The organism is Arthrobacter sp. YA7-1, from assembly GCF_025960325.1.
Taxonomy (GTDB): Bacteria; Actinomycetota; Actinomycetes; order Actinomycetales; family Micrococcaceae; genus Arthrobacter; species Arthrobacter bambusae_A.
In genome coordinates this window covers 1600081-1614600 of sequence record NZ_CP110114.1, presented here as the reverse complement: position 1 = coordinate 1614600, position 14520 = coordinate 1600081, and the positions used below count along the sequence as shown (strand labels likewise).

The window sequence follows — 14520 nt, the reverse complement described above, 5'->3', positions numbered from 1 at the left end:
CAGTCTAGTTTTCCAGCCATTCGAGCCGCGGCAATGTAGCCTCCGCAGCGTCGGGGGTGGCCGCCCACCAGGCTGCGCATGCAGCGCGCCAGGCGTCCAGGTCCTTCTCGGACCCGGAGACCTTGATCAGGCCATCCTGGACTTCGGCAGTTGCCTTTCCGCAGCGGAACGTGCTGTCCTCCTCGACGATCTCGGGGTACGGCTCGTACAGTTCCGTGAGGTCAGCCAGCAAGTATCCCGGGCGTTCAGAGCTGCGCGCAGCAAGGATGGACTCGGGCGTGTCGACGCCCGTGAGGACGGCCGCCGTCGCGAAGCCCGCACGGTTACCGCCAAGGATGTCAGTGTCCAAGCGGTCTCCCACAACGATCGGCCGCTCGGACTTCAGCCTCCGGGCGGCCGAATGGAAGAGCGGGGCCTCCGGCTTGCCGGCGACCCGCGGTTGCTTGCCCGTGGCAGACGCCACGGCAGCCACGAGGGTGCCGTTTCCCGGGGCAATCCCCCGGGCCTGGGGTATGGACATGTCCGTATTGGTAGCCACCCAGAGGGCGCCTGCGGCAACAACATAGGATGCCTCGGCCAGGTCCTTCCATGCGATTTCCGGGTTGAAGCCCTGGACCACAGCCACAGGCTTCTCTTTGGCGCTGTGGACGGGGGTGAGGCCCACGAGTTCGATCTCGTGGGCCAAGGCCGCGCTTCCCGTGATCATGACACGCGAACCCGGAGCGAGGAGTTCGGCCAGAAGATCCCCGGCAGCCTGCGAAGAACTGACCACTTGGTTATCTTCGGCAGGCGCGCCAAGTTCACGAAGATGGGCTGCCACCTGCGCCGGGGTACGCGAGGCGTTGTTGGTGACATAACCCAGCCGCACCCCGACGGACTCAAGCCGCTGCAGGGCTTCCACTGCGCCCGGGATGGCGTGCGGACCTGCGTAAACTACTCCGTCCAGATCGGACAGAACGGCGTCAAAACGCGAAACCAGTGAGGCTTCAGTCATTCCCGGACTCTTCGCCGGCGTGGGAGGCCTCTTCTCCGTCTTCTTCAGCGTCGTCGTTTTCCTCCACGGAATCGCGGTCCGACTCGGCGTCGTCGGACTCAAAGTAGTCAGACTCGGCGTCGTCGAGTTCCACTTCGTCCTGTTCGGGGGCTTCAGGGGCGATAACTGTCTCTGCGCGTGCCGGCGCCTCCGCGGACTGGCGCTCCTCGGCTCGCTCGGGGGTCCCTTCGAGGTTCCGGAAACGAGGTTTGCGTGCTTCGTTTTCGTCGTCTTCGCCGAGGTCGATGATGTCCGGGTCCTCGAAGTCTCCAACGCCGAGGGCGTTTTCGGCCACGACTGCCTGGCGCTGCCACTTGCCGGCTTCTTCCGTGCGACCCACTGCCGTCAGGGCGTCGGCATAGGCACGGAACAAGCGCGGACTGTAGGAGAAGGCGCGGTTGATGTCGAGCTGGATGATCTCCAGTTCGGCCACGGCAGCGTCCAACTGGCCAAGATCGCTCCGGGCGCCGGAAGCCACAATGGCGAGCTCAACCTTGCCGGGAGCGTCGAGATCCTGGGCCTCGGGTGAACGGACGACGTCGAGCGCACGGCCCGGCCGCCCCAGGCCGCGTTCGCAGTCGGCCATGAGGGGCAAATGGACGTTGGAGCCGCTGATCCGCCGGTAGGTGCGGAATTCGCGAAGAGCCTCGCCATAGTGGCCGGCGGCATAGGCGGTCAGGCCCACGGCTTCACGGACGGCTGCCAAACGCCCGCCGCGACGGCTCGCGGCCAGGGCGTGCTGGAAGGACAGCTCAGGGTCGATATCGATGAGGCGGCCGGCCATCACCAGGTGCTTGGCGACCCAATCGGCATTCATGCCTTCAAGGGTCTTGATCTGGTGCTTCGTGACCCGGTCGAGTTCCTGGCCTGTGACGTCGTCGTCGATCTCGGGGGAACGCTCGCGGTCCGGGCGGTTGGCGCTGCGCAGATCCGCCGCGTTCGGAACCCGCGCGGGACGTTCTTCCCAGGATCCGCCGCCGAAGCTGCGTCCCTCGGTACGTGGGCCATCAAACTTGCGGGGACCGCGCTCCGGGCGGTCGCCGAAGCTACGACGCTCTCCGTCGCCATCGCGGCGTGGACGGTCACCGAAGGGCTTACGGTCACGGTCACCGAAAGGCTTGCGATCGCGGTCACCGAAAGGCTTGCGCGCATCCCCATCACGACGAGGACGATCACCGAAGGGCTTACGGTCACGGTCACCCTCGCGGCTCGGGCGATCACCAAACGGCTTACGATCCCGGTCACCGAAGGGCTTACGATCCCGGTCACCGAAACTCGGGCGCGCATCCCCGTCACGACGAGGACGATCACCGAAGGGCTTACGGTCACGATCGCCGAAGGGCTTACGGTCACGGTCACCCTCGCGGCTCGGGCGATCACCAAACGGCTTACGGTCACGGTCACCCTCGCGGCTCGGGCGATCACCAAACGGCTTACGGTCACGGTCACCCTCGCGGCTCGGGCGATCACCAAACGGCTTACGATCCCGGTCACCGAAACTCGGGCGCGCATCCCCATCACGACGAGGACGATCACCAAAGCTACGGCGCTCACCATCGCCGACCGCCTTCCGATCGCGGTCGCCGCCAGCGGCGCCGTCACGGTTGTCCCTGGAACGGAACCCTCGGGGGTCGCCCCCGGAATTGTTGTTGGCGCGGAACGGGCCGCGCTCGCCACGGCCACCGCCGAAGTTGCCGCGATTGCCGCCGTTGTGCTCAGCCATGATGGATTCCTCCTGTTGTGAGCTGACCACTGGCGCATGCGCAGCCGCTCTTATCCGTATTTTGTTCTCACGCCGCCGGGATCCGGCTCGTATCTCTTATGCAATTCTAGGTGAACAGCCATCGGCGAACGCATTCGAAGGCCGCGTATTCAGCTTCCCGTGGGAATCATCACAACCTGATGCCTCGGCAAACACCCTTCGGCCCTCCGGGAAACCAAGCCCACGGCCGGCGTGTCAGTTCTTAGAAGCCGTCAAGTCTACCCAATCCCTACAACAACCCTCGATCACATATAGCGGTCCCGGGCCGGACGCCCGCTCACCTATCCAGGGTCCGGACGGACAGATGTGAGCGGGGGTTGGTGGAAACCGGGTGATATGTGAGCCGGCGTTTGGGGAAACGGGCGTATATGTGAGCCGGCGTTTGGGGAAACGGGCGTATATGTGAGCCGGCGTTTGGGGAAACGGGCGTATATGTGAGCCGGGGTTGGTGGAAACCGGGTGATATGTGAGCGGGGGTTTTCGTTGATCGCGCGCTCACTTATGGCGGGTCCGGGCCGGACGCGCGCTCACCTTGGGTGGGGTGGGGGTCCCGGGGCCGGGGGGGTGTTGGTGGTGTTTGTTTTTTTAAGTGGGTCAGGCCCCGACAGTGTGTGTCGGGGCCTGGCCTGTGAATGGTTGTCCGGCGGTGTCCTACTCTCCCACACCCTCCCGGGTGCAGTACCATCGGCGCTGTGGGTCTTAGCTTCCGGGTTCGGAATGGGACCGGGCGTTTCCCCCACGCTATGACCGCCGTAACCCTGTTACCCGGTCCCCGCACGGGGTGCGGGGCGGGAAGATTGTGGTTACAACAGGTGTTCCCTTTTTTTCGGGGGAACGGTGGTGTTGTTATTCAGTTGTGGTTTGTTCCTGAACGGGTTGTTGTTCGGGAACCACATAGTGGACGCAAGCAGTGATCGTGTTTGTGTGGTGTAAGTTGTCGGCCTATTAGTACCGGTCAGCTTCAACAGTCTTTAGTCCTGTCTTCCACATCCGGCCTATCAACCCAGTGGTCTGGCTGGGGGCCTCTCACACACGAGGTGTATGGAAATCTCATCTTGAAGCGAGCTTCCCGCTTAGATGCTTTCAGCGGTTATCCCATCCGAACGTAGCTAATCAGCGGTGCACTTGGCAGTACAACTGACACACCAGAGGTTCGTCCGTCCCGGTCCTCTCGTACTAAGGACAGCCCTTCTCAAATTTCCTGCGCGCGCAGCGGATAGGGACCGAACTGTCTCACGACGTTCTAAACCCAGCTCGCGTACCGCTTTAATGGGCGAACAGCCCAACCCTTGGGACCTACTCCAGCCCCAGGATGCGACGAGCCGACATCGAGGTGCCAAACCATGCCGTCGATATGGACTCTTGGGCAAGATCAGCCTGTTATCCCCGAGGTACCTTTTATCCGTTGAGCGACGGCCATTCCACAATGTACCGCCGGATCACTAGTCCCGACTTTCGTCCCTGCTTGAGATGTCTCTCTCACAGTCAAGCTCCCTTGTGCACTTACACTCGACACCTGATTGCCAACCAGGCTGAGGGAACCTTTGGGCGCCTCCGTTACTTTTTAGGAGGCAACCGCCCCAGTTAAACTACCCATCAGGCACTGTCCCTGACCCGGATCACGGGCCGAAGTTAGATGTCCAAAGTGACCAGAGTGGTATTTCAACGATGACTCCACCCGAACTGGCGTCCGGGCTTCAACGTCTCCCACCTATCCTACACAAGCCACTCCGAACACCAATACCAAACTATAGTAAAGGTCTCGGGGTCTTTCCGTCCTGCTGCGCGTAACGAGCATCTTTACTCGTACTGCAATTTCGCCGAGTTTATGGTTGAGACAGCGGGGAAGTCGTTACTCCATTCGTGCAGGTCGGAACTTACCCGACAAGGAATTTCGCTACCTTAGGATGGTTATAGTTACCACCGCCGTTTACTGGGGCTTAAATTCTCAGCTTCGCCTTGCGGCTAACCGGTCCTCTTAACCTTCCAGCACCGGGCAGGAGTCAGTCCGTATACATCGTCTTGCGACTTCGCACGGACCTGTGTTTTTAGTAAACAGTCGCTTCCCCCTGGTCTCTGCGGCCCCGATCCCCTCCCACCAGCAAGTGGTGTTCAAGGTTGGGGCCCCCCTTCTCCCGAAGTTACGGGGGCATTTTGCCGAGTTCCTTAACCATAATTCTCTCGATCGCCTTGGTATTCTCTACCTGATCACCTGTGTCGGTTTGGGGTACGGGCGGCTAAGACCTCGCGCCGATGCTTTTCTAGGCAGCATAGGATCACCGGATCCCCCCATGACGGGGGTCCCATCAGATCTCAGGAACGTCATCAAAGACACAGCGACGGATTTGCCTATCGCTGACCCTACATCCTTAGACCGGGGCAACCATCGCCCGGCCCGGCTACCTTCCTGCGTCACACCTGTTAATACGCTTACCTCCCGGGATCAGGTCCCGCGCTCGGCCAAAACCCGCACACCACAAGGGTGATTGGGCAGGCTCCGGGCGGTTAGTATCCCCCGCTTGGCATGGGCGGTCCTTCGCCGGTACGGGAATATCAACCCGTTGTCCATCGACTACGCCTGTCGGCCTCGCCTTAGGTCCCGACTTACCCAGGGCAGATTAGCTTGACCCTGGAACCCTTGATCATTCGGCGGACGGGTTTCTCACCCGTCTTTCGCTACTCATGCCTGCATTCTCACTCGTGTAGGCTCCACCGCTGGTTTACACCGCGACTTCACCGCCCACACGACGCTCCCCTACCACTCCAGACGACTGAACCACGAAGGCTTGTCTACTATCTGAAATCCACAACTTCGGCGGTGTACTTGAGCCCCGCTACATTGTCGGCGCGGAATCACTTGACCAGTGAGCTATTACGCACTCTTTCAAGGATGGCTGCTTCTAAGCCAACCTCCTGGTTGTCTTCGCAACTCCACATCCTTTCCCACTTAGCACACGCTTAGGGGCCTTAGTTGGTGGTCTGGGCTGTTTCCCTCTCGACTATGAAGCTTATCCCCCACAGTCTCACTGCTGCGCTCTCACTTACCGGCATTCGGAGTTTGGCTGACGTCAGTAACCTTGTAGGGCCCATCGGCCATCCAGTAGCTCTACCTCCGGCAAGAAACACGCAACGCTGCACCTAAATGCATTTCGGGGAGAACCAGCTATCACGGAGTTTGATTGGCCTTTCACCCCTACCCACAGCTCATCCCCTCCATTTTCAACTGAAGTGGGTTCGGTCCTCCACGACGTCTTACCGTCGCTTCAACCTGGCCATGGGTAGATCACTCCGCTTCGGGTCTAGATCACGCCACTACACTCGCCCTGTTCAGACTCGCTTTCGCTACGGCTACCCCACACGGGTTAACCTCGCGACGTAACACTAACTCGCAGGCTCATTCTTCAAAAGGCACGCCGTCACCAGAATCAGACTGGCTCCGACGGATTGTAAGCACACGGTTTCAGGTACTGTTTCACTCCCCTCCCGGGGTACTTTTCACCTTTCCCTCACGGTACTGGTCCGCTATCGGTCATTAGGAAGTATTTAGGCTTATCAGGTGGTCCTGACAGATTCACACGGGATTTCTCGGGCCCCGTGCTACTTGGGATCCTCTCCAGGCGGCACACAACATTACGGTTACGGGGCTAACACCCTCTCCGGCCGGCCTTTCAAGACCGTTCACCTATGTCCATGCTCTCACCCCACCGGTCCGGCAGAACCAGTACGGAAAGTCCCACAACCCCGCCCATGCAACGCCCGCCGGCTATCACACATGGAACGGTTTAGCCTCATCCGCGTTCGCTCGCCACTACTAACGGAATCACTCTTGTTTTCTCTTCCTGCGGGTACTGAGATGTTTCACTTCCCCGCGTTCCCCCCACGCACCCTATGTGTTCAGATGCGGGTCACCAGATAACCTCACAGCCTCTGGCGGGGTTTCCCCATTCGGACATCCTGGGATCACCGTTCGGTTATCAACTCCCCCAGGCTTATCGCAGATTCCTACGTCCTTCTTCGGCTCCTAATGCCAAGGCATCCACCGTGTGCCCTTAAAAACTTGACCACACAAGATCAAAAAACTTCTCGAGAGAACCACGGAAACCGCCACATGCAAAAGCACGAACGGATCCAGGTTCAAAAAAAGAAATTGCTGTAAGACACACACACACCACCACCCCCCAAAAGAAGCAATGACCATGCGCGTGCCTAGATGCTCGCGTCCACTATGTAGTTCTCAAACAACAACCCCGTACCACACCCCCGCACACCAACCACCCCCCGCCACAAAAGACGAAGAACAACCGGACACGCACAGGACATGCAACCAGGAAACCAGAAACACACAAACCCGGCACAAGGAAACCACGCAACCCGAACAGGCCACGCACCCCCCACAACCGGCCCTGTTGCCTCAGGACCCAACAGTGTGCCAAACACGAAAACCAGCCCATCCCCGCCCGCACCGTTCCAGAACACCCAAAGAGCATCCGTACTAAACACAGGAAAAAACAAACCGGCCGCTATCTGCTGATATTCCACCCATGAGCACCCACCGCAGAACAGACGCCTGCGCAATGGGCTTTGCTTCCACACACCCCCGGACCATCCATGCAGACAGACCCAGAGGCGAAAATGGTGCTCCTTAGAAAGGAGGTGATCCAGCCGCACCTTCCGGTACGGCTACCTTGTTACGACTTAGTCCCAATCGCCGGTCCCACCTTCGACGGCTCCCCCCACAAGGGTTAGGCCACCGGCTTCGGGTGTTACCAACTTTCGTGACTTGACGGGCGGTGTGTACAAGGCCCGGGAACGTATTCACCGCAGCGTTGCTGATCTGCGATTACTAGCGACTCCGACTTCATGGGGTCGAGTTGCAGACCCCAATCCGAACTGAGACCGGCTTTTTGGGATTAGCTCCACCTCACAGTATCGCAACCCTTTGTACCGGCCATTGTAGCATGCGTGAAGCCCAAGACATAAGGGGCATGATGATTTGACGTCGTCCCCACCTTCCTCCGAGTTGACCCCGGCAGTCTCCTATGAGTCCCCGGCCGAACCGCTGGCAACATAGAACGAGGGTTGCGCTCGTTGCGGGACTTAACCCAACATCTCACGACACGAGCTGACGACAACCATGCACCACCTGTAAACCGACCGCAAGCGGGGCACCTGTTTCCAGGCGTTACCGGTTCATGTCAAGCCTTGGTAAGGTTCTTCGCGTTGCATCGAATTAATCCGCATGCTCCGCCGCTTGTGCGGGCCCCCGTCAATTCCTTTGAGTTTTAGCCTTGCGGCCGTACTCCCCAGGCGGGGCACTTAATGCGTTAGCTACGGCGCGGAAAACGTGGAATGTCCCCCACACCTAGTGCCCAACGTTTACGGCATGGACTACCAGGGTATCTAATCCTGTTCGCTCCCCATGCTTTCGCTCCTCAGCGTCAGTTAATGCCCAGAGACCTGCCTTCGCCATCGGTGTTCCTCCTGATATCTGCGCATTTCACCGCTACACCAGGAATTCCAGTCTCCCCTACATCACTCTAGTCTGCCCGTACCCACTGCAGAACCGGAGTTGAGCCCCGGTCTTTCACAGCAGACGCGACAAACCGCCTACGAGCTCTTTACGCCCAATAATTCCGGATAACGCTTGCGCCCTACGTATTACCGCGGCTGCTGGCACGTAGTTAGCCGGCGCTTCTTCTGCAGGTACCGTCACTTTCGCTTCTTCCCTACTGAAAGAGGTTTACAACCCGAAGGCCGTCATCCCTCACGCGGCGTCGCTGCATCAGGCTTGCGCCCATTGTGCAATATTCCCCACTGCTGCCTCCCGTAGGAGTCTGGGCCGTGTCTCAGTCCCAGTGTGGCCGGTCACCCTCTCAGGCCGGCTACCCGTCGTCGCCTTGGTAGGCCATTACCCCACCAACAAGCTGATAGGCCGCGAGTCCATCCAAAACCGCAAAAGCTTTCCACCACCACCGCATGCGCGGAATGGTCATATCCGGTATTAGACCCAGTTTCCCAGGCTTATCCCAGAGTCAAGGGCAGGTTACTCACGTGTTACTCACCCGTTCGCCACTAATCCCCCCAGCAAGCTGGAGATCATCGTTCGACTTGCATGTGTTAAGCACGCCGCCAGCGTTCATCCTGAGCCAGGATCAAACTCTCCGTTGAAGTAAAACAAAAACAGACACAACCACAACCACCGGAAATAACGGCAGAACGGCTGCACAAAATTTGAAACCAGCTGAAAACCAGACCCCACCCACAGGGGCGGACAAGGCCCGGCAAAATCAACCAATCCATAAAAACAAATCGGTATCAACAAACTTGGCACACTATTGAGTTCTCAAACAACAGACACAATCCGATTACTTCTCGGAAAAAATTCAATTGAATTTGTTCCGCATTTCCTCGCTGCGATGTTTCTACTTTATTTCATTCATTTCCACTTTGCAAATCCAGGATTTCTCCGGAAATTCACCCAACGGAATCGAATTTCCCCACAGAGTCGATAAATCATCCGATTCCAGATTTTCGGTCTACATCGGATTATTCACATTCAATGGGATTTTGTCGCAATTTATCCGCTTCAGCGGCAGCGACTCAGAAAACGATACACGCTCCCCCGGAGCCGCGCAAGTCGGCGCGTTGACTCATTGAAAACCTCCGCGTAGCCGGATACGTTGCCTCATTTGAAAACCTCCGCGTAGCGGCGTGGTTCGCAGGTGTGGCGGCGGTTGGGGGCTATGCCCGTTTTCATGGAGCTAACGATGGCCCAGCGGCAAGCTGTGACGAAGAAGAAGGCCCTCGCCTATAAGGGTGCTGATCGTGCAGGGAAGTCCCGGATCCTGAACGAACTGGTCGAGCTGACCGGGTGGCACCGCGACTACGCCCGGGCGGCGTTGCGGGATGCCCTGGTGTTGAAGATCGTCAGACCACGCCCGGGCAGGACCCCGGTGTACGGGCCCGATCTGCTGCCGGCCCTCATCAAGTGCTGGGCCGTGCTGCGCGCCCCTGCCGGCAGGCTGCTGGCCCCGATGCTGCCTGTCCTGGTGCCGCTGCTGCGCCGGGACCGGGAGCTTGAGCTGACCGATGAACAGGCCGGACTGCTGATGCGGATGAGCGCAGCGACGATCGACCGGAAACTCGCCGGCGAACGGGCAAAACTTTTCCCGCGGGGAAGGTCCCATACCAAGCCGGGCACGCTGCTCAAATCCCAGATCCCGGTCCGCACCTGGGCCGAGTGGGATGACGCCGTCCCGGGGTTCGTGGAGATCGACCTGGTGGGCCACGAAGGAGGCAACAGCTTCGGGGAGTTCTGCTGCACCCTGACGGTGACGGACATCGCCACGGGCTGGACCGTGAACCGGTCGGTGCGGAACAAGGCCGCCAAATGGGTCTTCGAGGCCCTCGAACACGTCACTGCCGTGTTCCCGTTCCCCATCATCGGCATCGATTCAGACAACGGTTCCGAGTTCATCAACGAGCATCTGCTGGCCTACTGCCACGCGCACGAGATCACCTTCACCCGCTCCCGGCCCGGCAACAAAAACGACGGAGCCCACGTGGAGCAGAAGAACTGGGCCAGGGTCCGGGAACTGGTCGGCTACCTGCGCTACGACACCCCCGCGGAACTGGCCAAACTCAACGAGATCTGGGAGCTGGACCGTGTCCTCACCAACTACCTGCTGCCCCAGCAGAAGCTACTCTTCAAGCAGCGGCACGGCGCGAAAGTCACCAAGAAACACGACGCCCCCGCCACACCCCACCAACGCGCGATCCGGCATGAACGGATGCACAAACGCCCGGTCATCCAGATGAACGCCGCCTTCAAACGCATCAAGCCCGGAGCCCTCTCACGCCAGATCCTGGCGCTCACCGGGCAACTGGAAACACTGGCCTTGGCCAAGAAACCAGCACCCCTCAAACCCTTCAACCGCGCCTGGAACCACTAGGCCTCGCGGAGGCACTTCACCGAGGCAACGAAACCACCCATCCGGAGGTTTTCAAATGAGGCAACGTATTACTCTTCCCGGAGGTATTGCAATGAGGCAACAGGGTCGGCCCGGAGGAGCGTGCAATAGTCCGTCTCGGAGTCAGACAGCCACTTCGACAGTAGCCAGATTCTTCTTCCCGCGGCGCAGCAGCAGGTACCGGCCGTGAAGCAGTTCCGCCCGGTCGATCACGGCGTCGGGGTCGGTTACCTTGTTGTTGTTCACGTAGGCGCCGCCCTCCCCTACCGTGCGTCGGGCAGCGGACTTGCTCTCGGAGAGGCCGGACGCAACCAGGAGGTCGACGATACCCAGGCCATCTGCGCCGACCGAGGCAGACGGCAGCTCGGCAGTGGCGGACGCCAAGGTCACTTCGTCCAGAACCGAGAGATCGCCATTGCCGAACAGCGCAGCCGAAGCGGTAATCACCTTCTCCGTCGCGTCCACTCCGTGCACGAGCGACGTGACTTCGTAGGCAAGCCGGCGCTGGCCCTCGCGGGCGAACGGACGCTCGGCAACAGCGGCTCCAAGTTCCTCAATCTCCGCGCGGCCAAGGAAAGTGAAGACCTTGAGGCGGTCAACGACGTCGGCATCCGCCGTGTTGAGCCAGAACTGGTAGAAGGCGTAGGGGCTGCACATGTGGGCATCGAGCCAAATGGCGTTGCCTTCGCTTTTACCGAATTTGGTGCCATCCGAGTTGGTGATCAGGGGCGTCCCCAAGGCGTGGACGGACTTCCCATCGACCTTGCGGATCAACTCCGTGCCACTCGTGAGGTTGCCCCACTGGTCCGAGCCGCCGGTCTGCAGCACGCAATCGTAGTCACGGTTGAGCTGGAGGTAATCCATGCCCTGCAGGATCTGGTAGCTGAACTCGGTGTAGCTGATGCCCTCGTCGGAGCTGAGACGGGAAGCAACGGCATCCTTGCGGAGCATGGTGCCCACCCGGAAGTGCTTGCCGATCTCCCGCAGGAAATCAATGGCGCTCAAGGGCGCGGTCCAGTCAAGGTTGTTGACCATGCGCGCCGCGTTGTCCCCCTCGAAGCTGAGGAAACGGCGGACCTGGGCCTGAAGGTAGCCGACCCACTCCGAAACGGTGTCCTTGGTGTTCAAGGTGCGTTCCGCCGTCGGGCGCGGATCCCCGATCAAGCCGGTGGAGCCGCCCACCAGGCCGAGCGGCTTGTGGCCGGCCAACTGCAGGCGGCGCATGAGCAGGAGCTGGACCAGGTTGCCGAGGTGCAGGGACGGCGCGGTGGGGTCGAAGCCACAGTAATACGTGATCGGGTCCCCGGCGAGGAGCTTTTCCAGTTCCGTTTCATCAGTGGAAACGTGGATCAGGCCGCGCCATTTGAGCTCTTGCCAGATGTTGGCAAAGCCCGGGTCGTTGTGTTGGGACTCGAGGTTGTTTACGTGTGACACGAGTTCTAAGTTAGCAGGATTGACGTTCGGCCTGCTTGCATGGCTCAGCGCTCGATACCCGCGGGCAATGGAGCGGCCGTGATGAGGCGCAACCGCTGCGTCGGACGGGTCATGGCGACGTAGAGATCGCCCACCTTCCCATGTTCATGGTTCAGCATGGCCGCAGGCTCAAGGACCACGACACCATCGAACTCCAGGCCCTTGGCTTCCTTGGGGCTGATGACCACGATGTCCTGGGAGTAGCTGCCCGCTCCGGTGCCCACGCGGTGTCCGTAGACCCCACGGAGGGCGGCTGCGGCGCGCGGCAAGAGGGCGCCGTCGGCAATCACGGCGAGAAGGCCGCCGTCGATCGCTTCCAGTTCCTCCGGAAGGACCTCGACGAGGCGGTCCACCATCCCGGCTTCGTCCACGCGATCCACGATGGGCGACCATTTGCCTTCCCGGACGGCCTTGGGTGCCGAGACGACGAGGCCGGCGCGGTTCGCCATACGGACTGCCGCTTCGGCGATCTGCGAGGGCGTGCGGTAGTTGACCGTGAGTTCTTCGAGCTGCCAGCGGTCCCCGAACGACGGCGCGAGGGCACTCTGCCAGGAATTCGCACCGGCGGAGGAACTCGTCTGGGCGATGTCGCCGACGATCGTGAAGGACTTCAGCGGGCAGCGGCGGACCAACAGCCGCCACTGCATGGGCGAGAGCTCCTGCGCTTCATCCACCACGATGTGTCCGAACGCCCACGAACGGTCGCTCGTGGCACGTTCGGCCGCGGTCAGGCGCGTTTCGCGCTCCTGGTTCTGGTCCGCCAGTTCCTCGGCCGTCATCAATACGTCCACACCCATGGCCTCCATGTTGACCAGGGTCTGCTTGGCGTTGGCGATGTCGCGGGCACGGTCGTGCTCTTGCTGCGCCAGCCCCCGGCCGGCGGCAGGATCCAGCTCGCCCAGGAGCTCGGCGGCCTCGTCGAGCAGTGGAACATCCGCTTCCGTCCACGGGGCGTCCGCCGGACGAAGCAGGAGGGCACGCTGGGCCGGGGTGAGGTGCGGGGTGCAGGCTTCCAGGATGGCTGGCTTGCTGAAGAGCTCGGAAACGAGCTTCTCGGGCGTCATGGGCATCCAGCAAAGGTTCAGGACGATCCTGACGTCGCGTGCCGAACGGACGTCTTCGGCGAGGTAGGAACGGTCGGCATTGTTGCCGATGTTCGATTCCTCGACGATCTCCGTCAGCTGCTCCGTGAGTTCGCGCAACAGGATCTTCACGAACGTCACGCGCGCTTCGTTGTGCGGCTTCCCGGTGGCGCGTGCCCTGTCCCGGGCGCGCCGGACTTGCCGCACGGACAGCGTGAGCTTGCGCGAATCGACCTCGAGGATGCGGTCCTCTGCGGGAGTCCGCTGCCGGTTGGCCACGGCGTTGGCAATCACGTCGGCCATATTCAGCTTGCCTTTGAGCGCTGCGACGTCGGGATCGGTTTCCGGGACGGCATGGATGCCGGGCATGAGGCGGCCAAGGCTCGCCATGACGACGCCGGTCTCGCCGAGGGACGGCAGCACCCGCTCGATGTAGTGCATGAACGACGACGACGGTCCAACGAGCAACACGCCCGCGGACTTCAAACGGTCACGGTGGGTGTACAGCAGGTAGGCGGCGCGGTGGAGCGCGACGGCCGTCTTGCCCGTGCCGGGACCGCCCTGGACAACCAAGGCACCCGACATGGACGAACGGATGATCCGGTCCTGCTCGGACTGGATGGTGCCGACGATGTCCGACATGCGGCCGGTCCGCTTGGAATTGAGGGCGGCAAGAAGTGCGCCCTCGCCCTGGAGCGAGGCGTTGTCCGCCAGCATGCTGGCATCCAGGACATCGTCCTCGATAGCCTTGACCTCGCGGCCTTGCAGGATCAGGTGGCGACGACGGCGGACCCCCTGCCGGTCGAAGGCGGTCGCCTGGTAGAAGTGGCCGGCTTCCGGCGCGCGCCAGTCGACCATGAGCCGCTGGAGGTCTGCCGTGGACAATCCGATGCGCCCGATGTACTGCGCCTCTCCGCTGTCCAGGTCAAGGCGCCCGAACACGAGGCGGTCGTCGACGGCGTCGAGCTGGGCGAGGCGGTCCTCGTACAGTGCCGCGAAGGCGTCCCTTTCGGAAACGTTCTGCATGGTGCCTACCGCCCCGGCGCGCCGGACCTGCGCCAGCTGTTGGCGCTTTTCCTCCCGCAGCTCATCCAGACGCGAGTAGAGACCGGCCACGTACTCCCGCTCGTGGATCAAATCAGCGTCGTGCATCGAAACGTTCCCCTATCGAAAAAGACGGACCGTCCATTCTACAGCGGT

At 61.0% G+C, this 14520-nt stretch carries 6 protein-coding genes and 3 rRNA genes; 2 read left to right on the top strand and 7 right to left on the bottom strand.

The window, feature by feature from the left end; translation table 11 throughout:
• Positions 1 to 4: 4 nt before the first annotated feature.
• Complete coding sequence (locus OIT41_RS07535) at positions 5 to 994, bottom strand: HAD-IIA family hydrolase (protein WP_241710242.1); 990 nt, start codon at positions 992 to 994, stop codon at positions 5 to 7.
• A complete protein-coding gene (locus OIT41_RS07530; protein WP_264637697.1) occupies positions 987 to 1850 on the bottom strand; it encodes a hypothetical protein in 864 nt (287 codons plus the stop codon). Before OIT41_RS07530 ends, OIT41_RS07535 begins: the two co-directional genes overlap by 8 nt.
• A 21-nt stretch (positions 1851 to 1871) precedes the next feature.
• Between OIT41_RS07530 and OIT41_RS07525 the strand changes: the two genes are divergently transcribed.
• Complete coding sequence (locus OIT41_RS07525) at positions 1872 to 2777, top strand: hypothetical protein (RefSeq protein WP_264637696.1); 906 nt, start codon at positions 1872 to 1874, stop codon at positions 2775 to 2777.
• Between the two features lie 656 nt (positions 2778 to 3433).
• Here the strand turns inward: OIT41_RS07525 and rrf are convergent.
• The 3 genes from rrf to OIT41_RS07510 form a co-directional block, all read right to left on the bottom strand.
• A 5S ribosomal RNA gene (rrf, locus tag OIT41_RS07520) occupies positions 3434 to 3550 on the bottom strand.
• A 169-nt stretch (positions 3551 to 3719) separates the two neighbouring features.
• Positions 3720 to 6858: ribosomal RNA gene (locus OIT41_RS07515) — 23S ribosomal RNA — on the bottom strand.
• Between the two features lie 583 nt (positions 6859 to 7441).
• Positions 7442 to 8963 (bottom strand): 16S ribosomal RNA (locus OIT41_RS07510).
• The 16S, 23S and 5S rRNA genes sit together here, the layout of an rRNA operon.
• Positions 8964 to 9562: 599 nt before the next feature.
• On the opposite strand from OIT41_RS07510, the gene OIT41_RS07505 reads away from it, so the two are divergent.
• Entirely contained in the window at positions 9563 to 10747 is a 1185-nt protein-coding gene (locus tag OIT41_RS07505) for an integrase catalytic domain-containing protein (RefSeq protein WP_264637414.1), read from the top strand.
• Positions 10748 to 10888: 141 nt separating this feature from the next.
• Here the strand turns inward: OIT41_RS07505 and tyrS are convergent, their stop codons facing one another.
• A complete protein-coding gene (gene tyrS, locus OIT41_RS07500; protein ID WP_264637695.1) occupies positions 10889 to 12199 on the bottom strand; it encodes a tyrosine--tRNA ligase in 1311 nt (436 codons plus the stop codon).
• A gap of 44 nt (positions 12200 to 12243) precedes the next feature.
• Entirely contained in the window at positions 12244 to 14472 is a 2229-nt protein-coding gene (locus OIT41_RS07495; RefSeq protein WP_241708877.1) for an AAA family ATPase, read from the bottom strand.
• Positions 14473 to 14520: the final 48 nt, after the last annotated feature.

Excerpts from the sequence above, each read along its gene's own strand:
- OIT41_RS07535 (WP_241710242.1), bottom strand. The coding sequence starts at position 994 with ATGACTGAAGCCTCACTGGTTTCGCGTTTTGACGCCGTTCTGTCCGAT.
- OIT41_RS07530 (WP_264637697.1), bottom strand. The coding sequence starts at position 1,850 with ATGAATGCCGATTGGGTCGCCAAGCACCTGGTGATGGCCGGCCGCCTC.
- OIT41_RS07505 (WP_264637414.1), top strand. The coding sequence starts at position 9,563 with ATGGCCCAGCGGCAAGCTGTGACGAAGAAGAAGGCCCTCGCCTATAAG.
- OIT41_RS07495 (WP_241708877.1), bottom strand. The coding sequence starts at position 14,472 with ATGCACGACGCTGATTTGATCCACGAGCGGGAGTACGTGGCCGGTCTC.